This window comes from Halanaerobium saccharolyticum subsp. saccharolyticum DSM 6643 (assembly GCF_000350165.1).
Lineage (GTDB): Bacteria > Bacillota > Halanaerobiia > Halanaerobiales > Halanaerobiaceae > Halanaerobium > Halanaerobium saccharolyticum.
In genome coordinates this window covers 83657-104752 of the sequence record NZ_CAUI01000005.1, presented here as the reverse complement: position 1 = coordinate 104752, position 21096 = coordinate 83657, and the positions used below count along the sequence as shown (strand labels likewise).

At 33.6% G+C, this 21096-nt stretch carries 19 protein-coding genes; all 19 read right to left on the bottom strand.

What is annotated here, in order from left to right; translation table 11 throughout:
• Positions 1–23: 23 nt before the first annotated feature.
• Positions 24–1391, bottom strand: coding sequence for an MBL fold metallo-hydrolase (locus tag HSACCH_RS00955; protein ID WP_005487167.1), 1368 nt, complete (start codon positions 1389–1391; stop codon positions 24–26).
• A 28-nt stretch (positions 1392–1419) separates the two neighbouring features.
• Positions 1420–3213 (bottom strand): SLC13 family permease, encoded by a 1794-nt coding sequence (locus HSACCH_RS00950; protein ID WP_005487166.1) that lies wholly within the window; start codon positions 3211–3213, stop codon positions 1420–1422.
• 1 nt (position 3214) lies between these two features.
• Positions 3215–3751 carry a DUF6691 family protein gene (locus HSACCH_RS00945; protein WP_005487163.1) on the bottom strand — a complete coding sequence of 179 codons (537 nt, stop codon included), beginning with the start codon at positions 3749–3751 and terminating at the stop codon, positions 3215–3217.
• A gap of 19 nt (positions 3752–3770) precedes the next feature.
• On the bottom strand, positions 3771–4283 hold the full coding sequence (locus HSACCH_RS00940) for a YeeE/YedE thiosulfate transporter family protein (RefSeq protein WP_005487162.1): 513 nt from the start codon (positions 4281–4283) through the stop codon (positions 3771–3773).
• Between the two features lie 98 nt (positions 4284–4381).
• A complete protein-coding gene (locus HSACCH_RS00935; RefSeq protein WP_235043976.1) occupies positions 4382–5005 on the bottom strand; it encodes an NUDIX hydrolase in 624 nt (207 codons plus the stop codon).
• Positions 5006–5123: 118 nt separating this feature from the next.
• Positions 5124–6569, bottom strand: coding sequence for an Asp-tRNA(Asn)/Glu-tRNA(Gln) amidotransferase subunit GatB (gene gatB, locus HSACCH_RS00930; RefSeq protein WP_005487160.1), 1446 nt, complete (start codon positions 6567–6569; stop codon positions 5124–5126).
• A gap of 21 nt (positions 6570–6590) precedes the next feature.
• Positions 6591–8033 (bottom strand): Asp-tRNA(Asn)/Glu-tRNA(Gln) amidotransferase subunit GatA, encoded by a 1443-nt coding sequence (gene gatA / locus HSACCH_RS00925; protein ID WP_005487159.1) that lies wholly within the window; start codon positions 8031–8033, stop codon positions 6591–6593.
• Between the two features lie 25 nt (positions 8034–8058).
• A complete protein-coding gene (gene gatC, locus HSACCH_RS00920) occupies positions 8059–8346 on the bottom strand; it encodes an Asp-tRNA(Asn)/Glu-tRNA(Gln) amidotransferase subunit GatC (protein ID WP_005487158.1) in 288 nt (95 codons plus the stop codon).
• A 27-nt stretch (positions 8347–8373) separates the two neighbouring features.
• Complete coding sequence (gene ligA / locus HSACCH_RS00915) at positions 8374–10377, bottom strand: NAD-dependent DNA ligase LigA (RefSeq protein ID WP_005487157.1); 2004 nt, start codon at positions 10375–10377, stop codon at positions 8374–8376.
• A gap of 12 nt (positions 10378–10389) precedes the next feature.
• Positions 10390–12537: a DNA helicase PcrA gene (gene pcrA, locus HSACCH_RS00910; RefSeq protein ID WP_005487156.1), complete on the bottom strand. Its 2148-nt coding sequence runs from the start codon at positions 12535–12537 to the stop codon at positions 10390–10392.
• A gap of 57 nt (positions 12538–12594) precedes the next feature.
• Positions 12595–13032 carry a GIY-YIG nuclease family protein gene (locus tag HSACCH_RS00905; protein ID WP_005487155.1) on the bottom strand — a complete coding sequence of 146 codons (438 nt, stop codon included), beginning with the start codon at positions 13030–13032 and terminating at the stop codon, positions 12595–12597.
• Between the two features lie 115 nt (positions 13033–13147).
• Positions 13148–13924: an ABC transporter permease gene (locus HSACCH_RS00900; protein ID WP_005487154.1), complete on the bottom strand. Its 777-nt coding sequence runs from the start codon at positions 13922–13924 to the stop codon at positions 13148–13150.
• On the bottom strand, positions 13899–14858 hold the full coding sequence (locus HSACCH_RS00895; RefSeq protein WP_005487152.1) for an ABC transporter substrate-binding protein: 960 nt from the start codon (positions 14856–14858) through the stop codon (positions 13899–13901). The genes HSACCH_RS00900 and HSACCH_RS00895 overlap by 26 nt, the downstream gene beginning before the upstream one ends.
• A 36-nt stretch (positions 14859–14894) precedes the next feature.
• Positions 14895–15695 carry an ABC transporter ATP-binding protein gene (locus tag HSACCH_RS00890; RefSeq protein ID WP_005487151.1) on the bottom strand — a complete coding sequence of 267 codons (801 nt, stop codon included), beginning with the start codon at positions 15693–15695 and terminating at the stop codon, positions 14895–14897.
• 129 nt (positions 15696–15824) lie between these two features.
• Positions 15825–17246, bottom strand: a complete 1422-nt coding sequence (locus HSACCH_RS00885; protein ID WP_005487149.1) for a monomeric [FeFe] hydrogenase — start codon at positions 17244–17246, stop codon at positions 15825–15827.
• An 11-nt stretch (positions 17247–17257) separates the two neighbouring features.
• Positions 17258–17497 carry an NAD(P)H-dependent oxidoreductase subunit E gene (locus HSACCH_RS00880; protein ID WP_005487148.1) on the bottom strand — a complete coding sequence of 80 codons (240 nt, stop codon included), beginning with the start codon at positions 17495–17497 and terminating at the stop codon, positions 17258–17260.
• A 19-nt stretch (positions 17498–17516) separates the two neighbouring features.
• Positions 17517–18671 carry a SpoIIE family protein phosphatase gene (locus tag HSACCH_RS00875; RefSeq protein ID WP_005487146.1) on the bottom strand — a complete coding sequence of 385 codons (1155 nt, stop codon included), beginning with the start codon at positions 18669–18671 and terminating at the stop codon, positions 17517–17519.
• Complete coding sequence (locus HSACCH_RS00870) at positions 18662–20395, bottom strand: [Fe-Fe] hydrogenase large subunit C-terminal domain-containing protein (RefSeq protein WP_005487145.1); 1734 nt, start codon at positions 20393–20395, stop codon at positions 18662–18664. Before HSACCH_RS00870 ends, HSACCH_RS00875 begins: the two co-directional genes overlap by 10 nt.
• Positions 20388–20636 (bottom strand): (2Fe-2S) ferredoxin domain-containing protein, encoded by a 249-nt coding sequence (locus HSACCH_RS00865; protein ID WP_005487144.1) that lies wholly within the window; start codon positions 20634–20636, stop codon positions 20388–20390. Before HSACCH_RS00865 ends, HSACCH_RS00870 begins: the two co-directional genes overlap by 8 nt.
• Positions 20637–21096: the final 460 nt, after the last annotated feature.

The window sequence follows — 21096 nt, the reverse complement described above, 5'->3', positions numbered from 1 at the left end:
TTTACGTATTATTTTTTTAATTACTAAACAATTGGACAAGTAGTTGAATTCCAGGCAATTAACCCACCTAATACTACTTTTTGATTAATAAAACCTTCATTTTTTAATAAGCTTGCTGCAGTCATAGATCTTAAACCACTGCCACAGAATATATAAATAGGTTTATCTTCAGGTAACTGGTCATAGTGTTCAGGCAGCTGAGTTAGATGAATATTCTCTGCATCCTGAATTTCACCTTCTTCTTCAAGTTCATCTTCTGATCGAATATCCAGAATAAAGTGCTTCCCAGACTCAGTATCTAGTAAGTTACATAGTTTATCAACAGTAACTGTCTTAACAGACTCACTTTTTTTACCAGCCATATGCCAGTTGATTATCCCACCACCTAAATAACCAAGTATATTGTCATAACCAGTCCTATATAAATCTCGAATAGCTTTTTCTGGATATTCACCTTCTGTAACCAGTAAAATTTTTGCTCCTGTTGGAATAAACCAACCAACAAAACTCGGTAGATTCTGAAGTGGAATAGAAATTGATCCAGGAACATGAGCTGATGCATAGCTAACTTCCATTCTAACATCTATAATAAAAGTATCTTCATTATCCATAGCTTCAGCAAATTCAGCAGCTGAAAGAGCAGCTGGTTTTTGATGATTAGCTAAAAGCTCTCGCCCAGTTAAATTTGATTCTTCCATATTTTCAAAATAGGGTGGATATTCAAGCATTTTACCAACTAACTCGATAAATTCTTCCTTGTTATCAACCTGAAGTTTAGGATTCAATTTTCTTTCTATCCCAACAGTTGTCATTTCCCTTTCAGCAATAGCTGAGGCACAAACTGATCCAGCTCCATGAGCAGGACAAAGAATAACCTCATCACCTAAGGGAAGTATTTTATTAAAAATAGAATCATACAACCAGCTTCCTGTTTTTTTCAAATTTTCCTCACCCAAAAAATCAATTCTACCTACATCACCTGCAAAAAGAGCATCTCCAGTAAACACCATCCAGGGATCCCCTTCATAACCATAAAGTACATAACTCATTGAGCCAGGAGTATGACCTGGAGTATGCATAGCTTCTAACTTCAAACTTCCTACTTTAAATTTCTGACCATCCTGAACCGGATTTCCATATTGATAAGCAAGTTTCTGATCTGCATGCCAGATTTCAGCTCCAGTCTTGGCTTTCAATTCAGTTGAGCCAATAAGATAATCCTCATTACGGTGGGTTTCAAAAATTTTAGTGATTTTATAGCCAGCTTCAACAGCTTTTTCTAAATAAATATCAATATCTCTTCTTGGATCAATAACAACAGCTTGATTTTTATCACCAATCAAATAAGAAATATGGGCAAGCCCTGGTGACTTAATTTTTTCAAATAACATAAATTACCACTCCTATTGTGTTAATTTTTTAAATGTAAAATAAATAAATAATCAAACTTGCAATAAAAATATAAATAAATGACAAAAAGCTTCCAGCTTTCAGATAATCACTACTCTTATAATCGCCTGCCGACATAAAAAAGGCATTAACCTGATGAGTTGGTAATATAAATGAATTAGAAGCCGAAACGGCAGCCAATAGAGCAAGTCCTCTGGGAGAAATTCCCATTTGATTTCCAATTATCATTACCAACGGGACCAGCACAACTGTAGCAGCAACATTTGACATAAATAATGTAAAAATACTGGCCAGCAGAGCAACAGCTAAAAGTATTAAAAAGACTGGGCCATTTTTGAGCGGCATAATCATCAAATTAGCTAAATAACTAGCAGCACCGGTATTCTCCATAGCTATTCCCAAAGGAATTAAACCTGTCAGCAAAAAAACTGTTTTCCAATCAACTGCTTGATAAATTTCATTAGGTTTTACAATTCCAGATAAAATTATAAGAACTGCTCCCGTAAAAAAAGCTAAGCCTAAATTAAAACCTAAAATTATTAATAAAATTGAAAGTAGGAATGATCCAATTGCCAAAAAAGGTTTGTTAGCTTCAGAATCCTTGTTTGGCAGAGCAGTCAATAAAATAAGTTCATTTTCTTTTTTCAAATTCCTTATATTCTGATTTGGACCATAGACAACCAATGTATCTCCTGGTCTTAAAGTTAAATCAGAAAAATCATCTCCGATTTCTTTTTTTCCCCGAATTAAGTAGATAGGATTAACAAAATAATTTTTTCTAACTGCAATATCTCTAATCGATTTCCCTGTCAACTCAGAACGAGGCGGTATCATAAGCTCAGCAAAAGCTGTATCTTCCAGCTCACGATGATTTAAACAGTGCTCGCATTCTTCTTTTGAAATTAAATTATAATCTTCCGCAAAATTATGCAAATCAGCTTCTTCTCCCATAATAATCAGTTCCTGACCAGCAGCAAATCTGGTAAAGCGCCAGGGGGCATATGAGATATCATTATTTTCTTTTAAAGCAAGCAGATAAAGATTATAATCTGCCCATAATTTTGACTCTTCGAGAGTCTTATTTAAAAGCATAGATTTTTCAGATATTATATAATTATGAGCTTTAGTTGAGAGATCCCAATTTGCAATCAATTTCTGCTGTCTTTCCAAAAAATTTTCTTCCTTTTTTTCAGCTTTAGGCAGCAGAAGACCTCCAAAGATATAAAAATAAGTAATTCCAAATAATAAAACCACAATCCCAATCGGAAATACAGCAAATAAATTAAAAGGTTCTGAACCCTGCTGAAGTAAAAGATCATTAAGAATAATTAAATTGCCCGCTCCAACCATAGTTAGATTTCCCCCAAGAATAACTGCAAAACCGACCGGCATCAAAACTTTTCTTAAAGATAAATTTAACTTTCTAGTCATTTTCCTGACAACAGGCAAAAATAATGCTATTACACCAATATTCTGCATTAATCCAGATAAAGCCCCGGAGGCAAGAGAGAGAATTACTGTTAACCTCTTCTCGTTTTTTCCAGAAACAGCAAGCAGCGGTTTAGTTATCTTCTGCATCACTCCAGACTGTTCCATCCCATAACCTATGATCATAATTGCAATTATAGCTATCACGGCATTACTAGAAAGACCTGAAAAAGCCTCTGCAGGGCTAATGAGTCCTGTCCAACCTAAAGTTAACATCACCATTATCGCAATTATATCTACCCGAAAAGTCTCAGTTATAAATAATATTATTGTAGCTGCCAGAATTATTAGAGTTAAAGCTATTTCAAAATCCATCTTAAAAACCTATAACTTCGAGCCAGACTAAAAAAATAATTATCACAGTAGATAAAGGAATAATGACTTTCCAGTGATTAACCTTAAAAAGTTCAGGCAGTGTATCAACCTTAAATTTATCTTTATCTATTGAATTACTAAATTTCTCATAAAAAGCAGCAAATAAAAATGAACCTGTGAAAATTCCAAGCAGTCCTGGAATAAGAGCATCTATGCTTCCCTGGCCAATTGCTCCAGCAATAGTACCAGGACAATAACCAAGTAAAGCAAATCCAACTCCAAAAATTAGTCCTCCTGAAAGCGTACGCTTCAGAGAACCAGATTTTGGCTTCAATTTAATAATATCTCTATCACTTAAAAAATGAACACCGACCATTCCAACAACTATAGCTGTCAAAATAATCTTAGCAACAGTAAAATCTTCTAAAAGGAGCTGGCCAACCAATACATTATAATCTGTCACTCCACCACGCTGGAGTAAAAAACCAAAAATAATTCCTGTACCCAGACCTTTCAGTAATCTAGTTTTGCTTTCCATTTATATTCACCTGCCCTAATTAAAGAATTAAAAATGCAGCTGCAGCGCCACCAACGAAAAACGAAATCAAACTTATCCAGCTGGCAATACTAAGTTGAAAGGCTCCACTTATACCATGACCGCTGGTACATCCACCTGCTAAGCGAGCCCCAAACCCCAACAAAATTCCACCAGTAAAAGCAGAAAATATCCTCCCCAGTACATTCTGGTTTAAGATTGACTCAAATTCAGTTGCCGGTATAAAAGTTAGATTAAATTCTCCAGAAATAATAGCTGAAATAAAACTACCAATTACAATACCTATCACCAACATCGACTGCCATTCAAGTTCAGGTTTATATTTTTGATAATATTTCCAATCCAAAACAGCATCTCCACAACAAATAGATCCCAATCTAGCTGAAGCCCGAGCATAGGAAGTAGAAGTACCTAAAGGTTTCTTAGAAACTATAAAAGAAACCCAACTTAAAATACCTATTAGGGTTCCAATAAGATATGGTGACCAGCTGGCTGCAAAAATTAATTGATTCATAATTATTCAACCCCTTTGCCTCTAATTATATTAATTACTCCCTGATTATTTATAATATTGAAGACAAAACACCTTATTTATACAAATGAAAAAACAAGTCAATGTTTTAAAATATCAATAAAAGATTTAGTTATTTCTGCTGTAATCCCCCAAATAACTCGATTCTGGTAACGATAAAAATAGATTTGATAATCTCCCTGACGTGGATTATATTTTTCCCCCTGTGGTAAAAGATGATAGGGAAAATCTTGATCAAATTCGCTTTTTAAAACAGCCGCATATTTTTCAGCTTCATGCTCAAGAAAAAATTCGAGAGGAACTGTAAAAATTTCTTCAACCTCATAGTTATTAACCTTTATTTCTTTAATTGTATCAACTTTAATTTCTCCAACAAAGGCATAAATCAAAAAATTAAAGGGAGTTATCAAATAATCAGTTTCGCCAATTAACTCAATTTTTGATTCTGGAATTAAAAGTTCCTCACTACATTCTCTGACTGCTGCCTGCGAAAATTCTTCACCTCTTTCTACCCTTCCGCCTGGAAAAGAAATTTCTCCCGGTTGTGATTTTAGATTTTGCGATCTTAGTTCATAAATTAAATGTGTTTCTCCATTAATTTCTATCAAAGGAACTAAAACTGAAAAATAATGCTGAATTCGTGTTGGTCCAGGTATTCTATTTTTTATTTTTTCTTTTATATTTTTAATATTCAAAAAAATCACCCTTCAAAATAATTACTATTAATTCAGCTTTAATTTTTACTGGCTTCCAGATTTTAAATAGCTGGAAGCCAGCTAATAATTAAGTTAATTCTTTTTGATTTAATTCTATTTAATTTTTTTAATCCATTAATTTGTTTCTAAGCATTTGATTTACCAGACCAGGGTTTGCTTTACCTCTTGTTTCTTTCATTACCTGACCTACTAAAAATCCGATTGCTCTATCTTTACCATTCTTAACATCTTCAACTGCATCTGGATTATCCTCAATAATGCCATCAACGATATTTTCCAGCTCATCCTGATCACTAATCTGTTTTAAGCCTTCCTCTTCAACAATAGTTTCCGGATCATTACCGCTTTTGTACATTTTTTCAAAGACTTCTTTAGCAATCTTACCACTAATAATATCTTCATCTATCATTTTTAGCATTTTCGCTAAATTAATCGGGCTTACCCCAGTTTCAAATGGAGACTGACTATTTTCATTTAATAACCTTAAAAATTCTCCCATCATCCAGTTACTCAAGTTTTTAGGGTCATCGTAATCTTTCAGTACTTCTTCAAAGAAAACAGCAAGATCTTTATCACCCGTTAAAACACCAGCGTCATATTCTGGCAGTCCTAATTCAGCTATAAAACGCTTATATTTTTCACGAGGAAGTTCTGGAATCTGCTGTCTGATTTCTTCTTTCCAGGCTTCATCAATTTCTAAAGGAACTAAATCTGGCTCAGGGAAATAGCGATAATCATGAGCTGCTTCTTTACCCCGCATAGAAATTGTTTTATTTAAAGATTCATCCCAGGTTCTTGTCTCCTGAACAACTTTTCCTCCTTCTTCGAGGATTTCGCGCTGTCTTTTAACTTCATATTCTAAACCTTTTTCTACAGCACTAAAGGAGTTCATATTTTTAAGCTCTGCTCTGGTACCAAACTCTTTTTGTCCTACCGGACGTAGTGAAACATTGGCATCACAGCGCAGTGAACCCTCTTCCATGTTACAGTCAGAAACATCAAGATACTCCATAATCATTTTTAGCTCAGTTAAATAAGCTTTTGCCTGAGCTGGAGTTCTCATATCCGGTTCACTAACAATCTCAATCAAAGGTACTCCAGTTCTATTATAATCTACTAAACTACCTTTTGAATTATCAATACTTCCCTCATGGATCAATTTGCCTGCATCTTCCTCTAAGTGAACTCTAGTTACTCCTATATTAAAGAGCCCCGCCTCAGTTTCAATTTCAATATTTCCATGTTCTGCAACAGGCAGATCAAACTGAGAAATCTGATAGGCTTTAGGTAAGTCAGGATAGAAATAATTTTTACGATCAAACTTAGAGTATTCTGCTATCTCACAATTTAGAGCTAGCCCAGCCATAATTGCATAATCAACTACTTTTTTATTTAAAACCGGAAGTGTTCCTGGTAATCCAAGACAGACCGGACATGTATTTTCATTTGGCTCTTTACCAAATTCTGTACTGCAGCCACAAAAGATTTTCGAATCTGTGTCTAACTGTACATGGACTTCAAGTCCAATGACTGTTTCATATTTAGTGGACATTTTTTCACCTCTCTCAATAATTTATAATTCTGCTTTCTTATCTTTGATATTTAATAATTTTTCTAAAGTATAGGCTGCTTGAATAATTTTTCCTTCACCAAAATGAGGTCCAATTAACTGCAGACCAATTGGCATCTGATTACTATCAAAACCACAGGGAATAGACATTGCAGGTACACCAGCAATATTTATTGGCACTGTGAAAATATCAGAATAATACATTTCCAAAGGATCCTTTTTAGAATTAAGTTCCATTGCTGTAGTTGGAGCAGTTGGTGTAATAATTAAATCATAATCGTTGAAGATACGATCAAAATCATTTTTAATTAAGGTTCTTACCTTTTGAGCTTTAAGATAATAAGCATCATAATAACCAGAACTTAAAGCATAAGTTCCAATCATAATTCTTCTTTTAACCTCATCTCCAAAGCCTTCATGACGGGTATTAGTAAACATCTCACTGACATCAGCTGCCTGTTCACTGCGTAATCCATAACGAACCCCATCATAACGGGCTAAATTAGAACTTGCCTCTGCTGGTGCAATTACATAATAAGCTGCCAGTGCATAGGACGCATCTGTCATATGTACTGTCTCTACTTCAGCTCCTGCCTCCTTAAGCTTATCGACAGCTGCCATTACACTATCTTTAACTTCCTGATCAAAATCTAAATTGAAATACTCTTCCGGAATACCAATTTTCATACCGCTAACATCTTCTTTCAGATAGTCAGTATAATCTTCTTTTTTTCCTTTTATAGAAGTTGAATCCTTTGGATCATGACCGGCAATTACATTCATCAAAATTGCGCTATCTTCAACATCTTTGGTAATTGGACCAATCTGATCTAAAGAAGAAGCAAAAGCAACCAGTCCATAGCGGGAAACCATGCCGTAGGTAGGCTTTAAACCAACTACACCACAGTAAGATGCAGGCTGTCTAATTGACCCACCTGTATCAGACCCTAATGCTGCTGCACACTCTCCTGCAGCAACTGCTGCTGCTGAACCTCCACTCGAGCCACCGGGCGCATGATTTAAATTCCAGGGATTATGAGTATTAAAAAAGGCTGAGTTTTCTGTGGAAGATCCCATAGCAAACTCGTCCATATTAGTTTTACCCATAATAACTGCCCCAGCTTCATTTAATTTTTCAACAACTGTTGCATCATATGGTGGGTTATAATTTTCCAACATTTTCGAGCCACAACTGGTTTTAATTCCATCTGTTGACATATTATCTTTGACTGCAATTGGAATCCCAGCCAAGATCTCTTCTTTTTTATTTTCATATTCTTTAAGTTGTTCATCTGCCAACTTATCAGTTACAGTAATATAGGACTTTACTTTATTTTCTACTTGATTTATTCTATCCTTATATGCCTCTTTTATTTCTGCTGGAGTCAATTCTCCCGCAGCAATTTTTGCTTTTAATTCGTGAATTGTTAGATCATAAATATTCATCTGATTATCTTACCTCCTTAGCTGCTTAATCTGACATGATTTTGGGTGCTCTAAACTGTCCGTCTTTTTCATCTGGCGCATTTGCCAGAGATTTTTCTCTAGGTAGTGATTCTTTGACCTCATCTTTACGCAATACATTTTTCATCGGTACGGTATATGCGGTCGGTACTACATCATCTGTATCCAGTTCACTTAACTTATCGACATAATTTAAAATATCTCCAATTTGCTCTGTATATTTTTCTTTTTCATCTTCATCAAGTTTAAGCTTTGCTAGATCTGCTGCATACTCTACATCTTTTTTATCAATCATTTAAATTTCCTCCTCACTTTAGGATAATTATTTTTTTTCAATCATTTCTTTGAATTCAGCTTCACTTAAAATTTCTACACCTAATTGTTTAGCTTTATCATATTTAGAACCTGGGTTATCTCCAATTACCAGATAATCTGTTTTTGAACTAACTGAAGAAACAGCTCTTCCTCCTGCTTTTTCTACCAGGTCTTTAACTTCAGAACGAGTGTAATTATTAAGTGAGCCTGTAAAGACAAACTTTTGGCCATTTAAAAATTTTTCATTTTCAGCAGTATTTTCTTTTTCCAGCCTTATTCCGGCCTGTTTTAATCGACTTAGAAGATCCCTATTATGTCTTTCCTGAAAAAAACCAACAATACTTTCTGCTATTACAGGTCCAATTTCATCAATATCTTCCAGTTCTTCAGCTGTAGCCTCTTTAATTTGTTCAATTGAATCAAAGTTTTTAGCCAAAATTCTAGCTGCTCCAATTCCAACATGTCTAATACCTAAGGCATAAAGAACTCTTAAAAATTCTCGCTCTTTACTTGCTTCAATTGCTTCTATCACATTTTGTGAAGACTTTTCTCCCATTCGCTCTAAATCTTTAAGGTGACTTTGTTTGAGAAAATATAAATCAGCATAGTCTTCAATCAAATTGTTGTTAAGCAGCTGCTCAATTAAAGCTGGCCCGACTCCATCAATATTCATAGCATCTCTTGATACAAAATGAAGAATACTTTCCTTTCGCTGAGCAGGACAGCTGATATTAGTACAACGGCTAACCGCTTCTCCCTCAGGTCTAATTACCTCACTGCCGCAGACAGGACAATTTTCAGGCATCTTAAACTCTTTTTCAGAGCCATCACGATCTTCTTTAATCACTTTTATAACCTCAGGTATAATATCTCCTGCCTTCTGCACCAATACAGTATCTCCAACACGAATATCTTTTCTTTTTATTTCATCTTCATTGTGGAGAGTAGCTCTGCTGACAGTTGATCCCGCAAGTTCTACAGGCTCTAAAATAGCAGTTGGAGTCAGAGCTCCAGTACGTCCAAGAGAAATTTCTATATCTTTTATTTTTGTTGTCTTCTGCTGTGCTGGAAATTTATAGGCTATAGCCCAACGTGGTGATCTTGCTGTTGATCCTAATTTTTCTCTTAAAGCTAAATTATTTATTTTAATCACCAAACCATCAATTTCAAAATCAAGGCCTTCTCTTTCTTCCTGCCACTTTTCACAGATTTCTATAACAGCTTCTATATCAGCAGCAGATTGATGCCAATTAACCTTAAAACCCTGTTCTCTTAAATAAGAAAAAACTTCAAGATGAGTTTCAAACTCTCTTTCTGAATGGGAAATAAGGTCATAGATTAAAATAGATAAACTGCGCTGAGCTGCAATTTTACTATCTAATTGTCTAACTGAACCTGCAGCTGCATTCCTGGGATTAGCAAAGGGAGATTCATCATTTTCTAATCTTTCTTCATTTAAACGCTGAAATTCACTTTTTGCTAAATAAATTTCTCCTCTGAGTTCCATTTCTGCTTTTTCTTCAATTTTTAAGGGGAGAGAGCGAATTGTCTTCATATTTTTGGTGATATCTTCACCCACTTCTCCGTTTCCACGAGTAGCTCCCAGTTCAAAACTCCCATTATTGTAACGCATTACTGCAGAAAGACCATCAATCTTGTGTTCAACAACATATTGATAATCTTCACCATTAAGGTTTTTTTGGACTCTATTATCAAAATCTCTTAAATCTCTTTTATCAAAAGCATTATCTAAACTAAGCATTGTAGCTGAGTGTTCAACTTTTTTAAATTCATCTAAAACTTCTCCTCCAACCCGTTGGGTAGGAGAATCTTCAGTTATTAATTCTGGAAAATCTGCTTCTAATTTAATTAATTTCTGCATCATCTGATCAAATTCAGCATCTGAAATTGAAGGATCATCTAAAACAAAATATTTATATTCATGTTCTCTTATTTTTTCTCTTAAAGCTTTTATTTTCTTTTCAGCTTTTTCTCTGTTTAATTTTGCCATCTTTACACCTACCTATACTTTCTGAATTGGAGCAAATTCTGCTAATAAATTTCTAGTTTTACCTTCTTCAAATGCAATTTTTAGTTCTGGATTATTATCCCCTCTAATTGAAAGAACAATTCCTATTCCCCAGCGGGGATGAACAATTTTTTGACCTATAGCATAGTCAGTTCCAGAATTATCATCATTAATCATAGATTCTTCTTTTGCCATATCAGAACGCGTATCTGCTGCTCCAGCCAAAAGTTCTACCGGTATTTCATCTATAAACTGAGAAGGAGGGTTCATTTTTCTTTCTCCAAAACGCAGTCTGACCTGAGCCCTGCTTAAATATAATCTTTCTTCAGCCCTTGTCATTCCAACATAGCAGAGACGTCTTTCTTCTTCCATGCCTTTTTGTTCAAACATTGAGTTGGAATGAGGGAAGATACCATCTTCCATCCCGACTAAAAAAACTACCGGAAATTCTAGGCCCTTAGCAGAATGAATTGTCATCAATGTTAAAACACTCTGTTCTTCATCCATCGAATCAATATCTGCCATTAGAGTAACCTCTTCTAAAAAACCTGCCAGAGTATTATTCTCACTGCTTTTCATATATTCATTGATTACAGAAAATAATTCTTCTATATTTTCTAATCTGCTTTCAGCTTCAGAAGTTTTTTCTTCTTCTAGATTATGTCGATAACCACTTTTATCTAAAAGCTTTTCTGTTAACCTTGCCAGAGCAATTTGATCCTGTTCTGCTCTTAATTCTTCGATAATTTCTGTAAAATGAAGTACTCTTTTAGCATAAGTCCCACTCAAAGCTGGATTGGCTTTAGACTTTAAAGCTGCCTCATATAAATTTAATCCTTCTGCTTCTGCAAAATCTTGAACTTTGCCTAAAGTACCAGCACCAATACCGCGTTTAGGCCGATTAATTATTCTTAAAAAGCTTATATCATCAGCTGGATTATAAATTAGTCTCAAATAGGCCATAATATCCTTGATTTCCATTCGTTCATAAAAGCGAACTCCACCAACTATCTGATATGGTATACCGTACTTCATCAGCATATCTTCAAAAGCACGTGACTGGGAATTAGTTCTATACAAAACAGCCAGATCATCAAATGTAAGATCTTCTTTTTCTGTCAGCTCTTTTGCTGTACGGCAAATAAAGTCAGCCTCTTCTTTCTCATCTTTTGCTTCGTAAAGCTCAAGTTTAGGACCCTCACCTTGATCTGTCCAAAGTTCTTTTTCTTTACGAGAAGAATTATTTTTAATTACTGCCTGGGCCGCTTTTAAAATATTACCTTTAGAGCGGTAATTTTGTTCCAAACGAATAGTTTTAACATCAGGGTAATCATCCTCAAAGTTTAAGATATTGCGAATATCTGCCCCTCTAAATCCATAAATCCCCTGGTCCGGATCACCTACAACACATACATTACGGTATCTTTCAGCCAGTAAATTTACCAGCTGATACTGAGCATGGTTTACATCCTGATACTCATCTACCAAAATATACTTAAAACGCTCCTGATAGTGTTCCAAAACCATTGGAAATTCTTCAAAAAGTCTTACAGTCTGCTGGATTAAATCATCAAAATCCATGGCATTATTTTCTTTTAGTCTTTTCTGATATTCTTCATAAATATCAGCAGCAGTTTTATCAAAAAAGCTGCCTGAAAGTGAACTCATCTGTTCTGGTGTTTTTAATTCATTTTTAGCACTTGATATTTTATTTAAAACTGATCTTGGTTTTGTTTTTTTGGGATCAAGATTTTTCGATTTTAAAACTTCTTTTACCAGTTTTCTTTGATCAATACTATCAAAAATAACAAAGTTTTTATTATAACCCAATTTTTCTGCTTCTCGGCGCAGAATACGCACACAAAAAGAGTGGAAAGTGCTAACCCAGAGGCTGCGATTTACTCCTCCCACCATATCTTTTACTCTTTCTTTCATCTCATTTGCTGCTTTGTTAGTAAAAGTTACAGCTAAAATATTATATGGAGACACTTCATAATGATTAATCAGATATCCTATTCTTCTGGTCAATACCCTTGTTTTTCCACTGCCAGCTCCTGCAAGAACTAGTTCTGGACCTTTATAATGCTCAACTGCTTTTTTTTGAGCCTGATTAAGATTTTTCAATATTTCACTATCTTCCACTCTATCACTTCCTTATTTTATTAACTTCGTATTTAATTATAATCAAATTATTATTCTTTAAAAACTATCAAATTCTGCTGCTAAATCTTTATTATTTAATAATTCTTCGACAACAGTCTTTCCCCTTGACAAAGAAAAGTAAATTAGATGACTGCTGCAGCTGCAATCACTGGCTCCAAAACCAGCGATCGGCATACTACCTCCATTATCTTTTAAAGTTTGTGCTAAAAAACACTCTCCCTCACTTGGCAGCTCAAATACAAAATCACTTTCTAGTTCTGCCTGAGTTAACAAATAATCTATATGCCAATGTAATTTTTTTTCACTGCTGTAATGCCGCTTTATTCTTGCTTCAAGATTACGTTGAGCAGTACCGGCATAAAAATAATATCCTGCTGCAAAGTCATTTTGCCCCAGCGCACCAATTTCAATGCTTTTTGCTTTTTCTAATTTTATTTTTAAGATGTAAACTCCACCATTAGGATAAACTTTCATTTAAACCACTCCACTAACTCTCTATATTCTAGCTTAGGTTAATAATTTCCTGCATATTTAACAGAAAAATGCCGGTATCCCGGCATTTCAATTATAATACATTTATAAGTTTTTATCAATTTTTAAGCAAAAATTTAAGTAGTTTAGAACTTAAAAAACCCATTAAAATCAAAACAATGGTCCAGGCAAAAATTCTTTCTGTCTGTAGATTATTACGTGCCCAGTAAAGTCCAGCTCCAATCCCTGTGTCAAGACTTAGCAATTCAGCCATTGCACCAATTTTCCAGGCTCTCTCACTGGTAATAACCGCAGCCGAACGAAGATATGGTTTGATAGAATAAATATAAATTTTAAAAAAGATTGTTAAAGGTTTTAATCGATAAACAGCTGCCATTTCAAGATATTCTTCTGATGTATTTTCTATACCTTCAGCACTGTTAATTACAAAAATCGGTACTAAAGAAATAAAAATAGTAAAGATAACTATTTTGGAATTAAGTCCAAACCAAATAATTGCAAGTAGAATCCAAGAAATATTAGGTACTGTCTGCAGCATAGAAACTGCAGGCCTCAAAAGCTTATCAGCTTTTTTATTTAGGCCTATAACAACACCAACTATTGTTCCAATAACCATTGCCAGTAAATAACCACTAAAAACTCTAAAAAATGAATATCCCAAACTGATCCAAAATGACTTAGTCTGCATCATCTCATAAACAGTATAAAATGCTTTTTCTGGTGCCGGTAAAATGATTGGTTTATAATTTAATGAAATTATTTTCCAAACTATAGCAATTAATAAAATACTAATTAAAGTATAATAAAATGAATTCTTTTTATTGTTCTGATTTTTTTCTTTGGTTTTTTTAATAGCTGAAGTAGAATTCTTCATCAGGTAATCTCCCACCTATTGTCTCTTTACTATAAGATTTTAAAATTTCTAAATATGAGATAACTTCATTTTTAACTTCAGCAATATTTTGATATTCCAAATTTAAAGACGGGTAAGCTTTTAATGTGACCTCTGGCTGTATTTCAAAATATTTTTGCCCCAGCTCAGCTGCCAAATTTTTATTATTTTCAAGCTTTTCCACTGAATTTTTATATTGTGCTTCAAGTTCTTTTATCAATTCTTTATTGTTTTCTGCAAAATCTTTGCGGACTACTAAAGCAGCTTGAGCAATTCTAAAATTATACTCTTTTTCCCATTCCTGCTGCAGATCAAAAACTATTCTACTATTTTTGTTATTTAAGAGTATCTGAGAAACAAAAGGCTCTCTAACAACTGCTGTCTCAGCCATGTTATTAATCATCAGTTGAGCAACTTCACGCATTTTTCCTCTTTTTATCTTAAGCTCAGTTTTAAAGTTTATACTTTTTTTAGCAGCCAGCTCTTGAAAAACTATGTCCAATGGCCCACCTTTGTCAGGTACATAAATTTTCTTTCCCCTTAAATCATTCCAGCTTTTAATTTCTTTTTTAGTGCTTAAAAGATAAAAAAGACCCCAATTGTGAATTCCTAAAATCTGAACATCTATCTCACGATTATAAAGTTTAGCAGCCTCATTGGTAGATAAAAGAGCTGCCTCAACCTCACCCTGTATAAGCCTGGAAATTGCTATATTACGGCTGCGATGGATAGATACATCTAAATTAATAGAATCAGCATTATCCTGCATATAAAATACAGGTAAGGATGATGGACTAGCCGAAACACTAAAACGAACATTATCTGCTGCTAATGTTCCGCTAACAGCCCCAAATAATAAAAATAAAATAATGGTTAAAATAAAATAACATCTTTTCTTTATAATCTGATAACCCATTTTGTACAGCCCCCAAATTGATAATTATCTACAAAATTATTGTTCTTTATTAAAAATTATAGATTCACAGCTGAAATTTATATTATCAAGTAATCTACAACTCTGATGCATATGTTCTTTTCCCATATTTCGGCAGAGATAATGATTTAAAAGTTTATTATACTGACTAATTTCATCTGATTCTAAATATCTATCTTCTTTAGGTATAGTAATTTCAATAGAACTTTCAATTCGACCCGGATTATCCTGCATAATCATAATTTTATCCCCTAATAAAACTGCTTCTCTGCTATCATGAGTTACAAAAACTCCACCCAATTTTTTTTTAGCAAAAATCCTACTTAAAAGTTTAATTAAATCTAAACGAAGCGGAAAATCTAAATTAGCAAAAGGTTCATCCATTAAAAGTAGTTCCGGTTCAATCGCCAATGCTCTAGCTATTGCAGCTCTCTGTTTCATCCCACCACTTAATTCCCTAGGTAGATAATGATGATATTTAGCTAGATTAACAGCTCCCAAAACATCTGCTGTTTTTTCTTCGACTTGCTTTTGCTTATTAAGATGATCTTTTAAAACCAGCTCTATATTATCTTTTAAATTCAACCAAGGCAGCAGTCTATCTTCCTGAAAAATAAAGGCAGTATGAGAAGCATTATTAATAATTTTACCACTATCATAATTTTCTAAACCAGCCAAAATTCTAAGCAGTGTTGATTTACCGCAGCCGCTGGGGCCAAGAAAAGTGATTATTTCTCCTTTTTCCAGTTCAAAAGAAATATCTTTTAGAATTTGCTCACTGCCAAATTGTTTATTTAAACTTTCTGCCTGATAGAGCAATTATTTTCCTCCTCGTATAATATACTTAGTGATATCGAAATTTATCACTAAGTTAAATATAAAAATTGAAAATGATTCTCAATCTAATTTTATTATAAATTATAAAATGTGTCAACATAATGATCAAAACTATTCATCATCGGCAAATTCTTGTACTATTTTTTTTGCTTTATTCCGATTAATCATAGTAGCAGGACCACCAATACAACCACCAACACAGGCCATCCCTTCCAAAAAACTATAATTGTTTTTCCCCGCTTTAATTAAATAAAGTTCCTTTTTCAATTCTGCCAGGCCATCTACCTGTTTACTTTCATAATCAGAATCTAAAAGTTTTCTAATAGACTTTTTCAGACCACCAGCAAAAGCAAATTGTCGTCCTAAATTTCCAGCATCATTCATTTTTTCTTCTTTCTTTAATTCGGCTAAATTAATATTATAAGCAGTAAATAAAGCAACTAACTCTTCAAATGTTAGAACATAGTCAACATTTTCATCTTCTAAAGCTTCTTCTTTTTTTGCTATACAGGGTCCAATAAAAATTGTTTTCAGTTCATTATCTTCTTTTTTAATTCTTTTAGCTGTAACAGCCATCGGGGAATCAGTAGCAGAAATCAAATCAGAAATTTGTTCAAACTCATTTTCGACCATTGATTTAAAAGCTGGACAGCAAGAAGAAAGTAGAGTTTCACCGGCTTCAATTTTTTCTTCTAACTCTTCACTTTCTGCAGCAGCTGTTATTTCTGCGCCGGCAGCAACCTCTATTATCTTAGCAAAGCCAATTTTTTTTAATGCATATTTGATTTTAGCTGCACTTTGATGATAGCCAAATTGTCCAACAAATGATGGAGCCAGCATAACAGCTAATTTAGTCTTATTTAAATATAATTCAAGTGCAACTTTTACTAAATCACTTGTTTCAGTTATCGCACCAAAAGGACAGGCTAATATACAGCTGCCACAGCTAACACATTTATCTCTATCAATTTTTGCCTGTCTATTTGAATCAGAACTAATAGCATCAAGTTCACAGGCTCTAGTGCAGGGACGCTGGTTTTCTAAAATAGCATTATAAGAGCAGGCAGAAGCACATTTCCCACATTCTATACATTTACCTTGATCAATATAGGCTTTATTTTGGATAATCACTATAGCATTTACAGGACAAGCATTAACACACTTATGGGCAACACAATTTCTGCAGGCATCTGTAACAATATATTTGTCAATCGGACAGCTATCACAAGCTGTCTCAATTACTTCAACTACTTTTCTATTTTCCACCTGACTGGGCAGTGAAGATGCCAATTCTTTTAGAGTTTTCTCCTTATTTTCGGCAATATTAAAGCCCAACACCGCTTTTATTCTTTGATCAAAAATTGCTCTCTCTTTAAATTCACAGCATCTGTAACGAGGAGAATCTTTAGTAATCATTGTTTTTGATAAATTAGATATTCCTTCTATTAAATTTCCGGCTTGAACGAGTCTCAATAACTCAACATATAGTCTCCTTTTTAATTTAACAACCTCAGAAATAGTATTTATGCTCATTTTAACATCTCCTATCTTATATTATCACTTATAATCTTATATAGTTTTTCTGGGTTTAAATCCTGATAAATTTTGCCATTGAATTCAGCAACTGGAGCCTTGTCACAGCAATTATCAATACAGTGGCTTGTTTTTAATTCAATTTTATCTCTCAAACTTTTATCGAGCTCTTCTACTGATTCCATTAAATCTGCAGCTCCCATTAAATGACAGGGGGTTCCTATACATATTTTCAGAATATTTTGGGACATCTAATCCACCTCCTTTATTTTAAAACCATTCAATTTTAACTTCTTTTTTTATTCTCCTTAACTGCTCAGAAATTCGACTTATTATCTGACTCCTAATACCTAAATTAATTGGGAGATTCAAACTCTGATGTGATTCATTAACAGCCCTGCCTACAAAAAAATTAACACTATCACTTTCTAATAAAAGACGTGTGAATCTAGAAGCTCCATCTTTTCCTTCAACTGGAATTTGGCCTGGTTTATATTTTTTTAGCAAAGAAAGAACCTTATTTAAAGTTAGTAAACCTTCTGTTAGTAGATCAAACCCTTCCATTTTGCTGGTTGGAGGGATATCTTTATCATAATATTTAAGACCAGGCTCTAATTTCTTATTTAACTCACGCGCTGCTATCTGAGCTGTTGTGCCTCCACTAATAATTTTTTTACCTTCTGCTGAATTAATTTTCTGTGCTAAAAGGCTGTCATCTTCCTTTTTTAAAGGTGGACCACTCCAGATATTTAGTTTTCTTTTTTTTCTATATTTCATTCCAATAATAGTGAAATCATCACCAGCATGATTATCATAAAATGTATTAAAAATCTTAACCAGTTTATTGATGCTGTATTTTAAGTCTTTTGGATTCTTCTTAACTGTTCTTTCAATTTCTCTTGCAACACCATCCCAACCCAGTCCAAAATTTAATAAACCTCCAATTCCAGCATGTGTAACTCCATCGCTGGCCAAAAAAAGCTGGTCCTGACGTTGAAATTTAAAGTTAGACTCTCTTATTTTTTTTCCTTCCAGTTCAAACTCCTGATAATCTAATTTTTCAACCTTATCATTTCTAAACAAAAAGGCGGCAGGACTATCTATTTCTATTAAGCGGAGTTGCTGATTTTGATCAATTATTAAAAAAGCCAGTGTTGAATAAGCAATTCCTCTAAGTTCACACACCGGGAGTGTTCCCAAAATAGTTGAAAGTATTTCTTTTAACGGTAATTCCTTTTCAAGCAGACCTGAAGCAATTTTAGAAGTCAAAGTCGAGAGAATGTTAGCTTTAATACCGCTTCCAAGACCATCAGATAAAACAACAATAGTTTTGTTTTCTTTTTTTATAATTTCTACATTATCTCCACACACCTCTTCGCCAAACTTTGGTATAGATCTATAAAACTCTTCAAAAACTAATTCCATCTGTCATCACCTGTTTGTAGAAGGTCGGCAAGTTCTGTTAAAGCTGCTTTAGTTTCTACAGTTGTCTCGCCCAAAAGACCTGCTATTTCTTGCACTATTTGCATCTGCTTATTAACAACAGCATTTGTTTTTTCAACTGCTACTTCTTTCATTTTTTGCATTTTTTCTCTCTGTTTTTCTTGTTCACTAATATCAGTTAAAATACCAACTATCACCCTGTGCTCTTTTAAAGCAAATATAGTCTGATCAACTATAATACTTTTATTTTTATATGAACACTTTTGGTGGATAAACCTTTGATTAAGATTCCAGGCTTTTTTGAAATTACTGCTGTCAATAAATTTATCTAATTTCATTCCTTCTATCTTTCTACTCTTTTGGGTAAATAATTCTTTAGCTACTGGATTAAATTTTTGGATATCCATCTGATCATTGACTACTATTATCGCATTATGTGATGATTCAACAATAATTTGAGAAAGAGATTCAGCTCTTGCTTTCATGTAGGGTATACACATTTTCTTTTCCGCAAATCCGTAATAAACTGCTGCAGCCTTTTCTCGACAACTTGAATAACCACAACCACCACAGTCTTTTTCATCTTCCTTATTTTCTTTTGCAATCGAGGCTAATATTTTTCTAATTTCTGCCTCTGGCACCTTTGGCAGATTCATTTTCTTGTTCTGATGTTTTCGTCTGATTGATATTTCGTTATTCAATTTCTCTTTTTTAACATTAGTTCTTTTTTTAGCTGATAAATAATTATGTACTTCTAATTCTTTTAATGGAATACTTAACTCGTTATTAATAGCAGGACCATTAATGCAACCTCCAGAACAGGCAAGCAGTTCTACAAGTTCTACTTTTATTTTATCTTTGTCTTTTTTAAAATCTTCTAAAAAATTGATTATGTTATCCAGACCGCTTAGATGCAGAGCTTTATTTCCACAACCTGGATCAGCCTGCAGCAAATCTGCAGCTTTTACAGCTCCTCCGGAAAGAGCATAGTCTGCAGTTAATTCTGAAGCTGAAAGATCAACTTCCGCTAAGTCTAGCTCAGAAATCACAACTCCTTTTTTTTCTAACAACATCCGTAAATGCTCAAAATTAATAACAATATCTGGTCTATAATTTCTTCTTTTTTCATTTTTGCTTTCCTCTATTTTTGCCAAACAGGGCCCAATAAAAACAACTCTTGCTCTATCAAACTTATTTTTTAATTCTGATGACTGCAGCATCATTGGCGAAAGAACAGGGGCTAGCTGAGGCAATAATTCAGGATAATGTTTTTCAATTAAATTTACAACCGCTGGACAGCAGGATGTTATAAGTGAACTATCCATTTTGCTTCTTCTCTTTGTAAATTCTTTTACAACTCTAGCTGCAGCTTCTGCTGTTTCAGCAATGTAATCAAAACCAATTAATTTTAAGGCTTTAATTATTTGACCAGGGGCAACCTCTGGAAAAGCAGCAGCAAATGAAGGTGCTAACGAAGCTATTAAATAGCTATCTGATTCTAAAAAAGCTTCCAATTTGTCCTCTTCAAATAAGGCACTTTTTGCTCCCTGAGGACAAGTTTTTATGCAATTGCCACAATAGATGCACTTTTCTTCAATTATAAATGCCTGATTATCTTTAAATCCAATTGCTGCTACCGGACATTCGCGCAGACACTTATGACAGTCCTTACAACTTGCAGGCTGAACAATTAAAGTTTCATTCATTTTGATCAGACAATAGATGCTTTTTAAAAATTTTTCCTGCATTCTCCTCATTAACTGCCTCTATTTTTTGTCCATTTATTTCTATATTAACACCTTCAGTACAGTTTCCCTGACAAAAACTACCCGAAATTTTAATATTATCTAAGTTATTTTTTGCTTTCTCTTCTTTGAAAATTTCTATTACTTTTTCTGCCCCTTTAAGATGACAGCTGCTGCCAACACAAATTATTATTTCATCCACAATTATTCCTCCTAATTTTTAAACAAATTTTAAAATTAAATAAGTTAAAATTACTTAATTTTTTCAATCTTAAAAAAATATTTACTTTTTACGATATTCTGCTGCGCAAAAAGATGCTCTGGGGAGAGCATCTTTTGCATAGAGTATATTTTAGCATTTGGGCAAATTTATTATAAATCTCTTATAAATTACTACCAACTTTAATCTTAATTATTCTCCTGCTGGACTAATTGTGAAGATTATAACAAAGTCTGGTAAAAAATATAATCGATTTATTGATTATTAAAATAATAAATAGTTCTTCTCTCGTTTTTTAACTCATTAACTCACTGACACTTATAGAATAACATGGTACTATAACTATCAAACACAAAAGTGTTTAGTTTCACATTATTATTAGTCTTTAAATTAGATTAGCTCTCTTTTACTATATTATATCTTATTAATTCTTGCTTTTTAT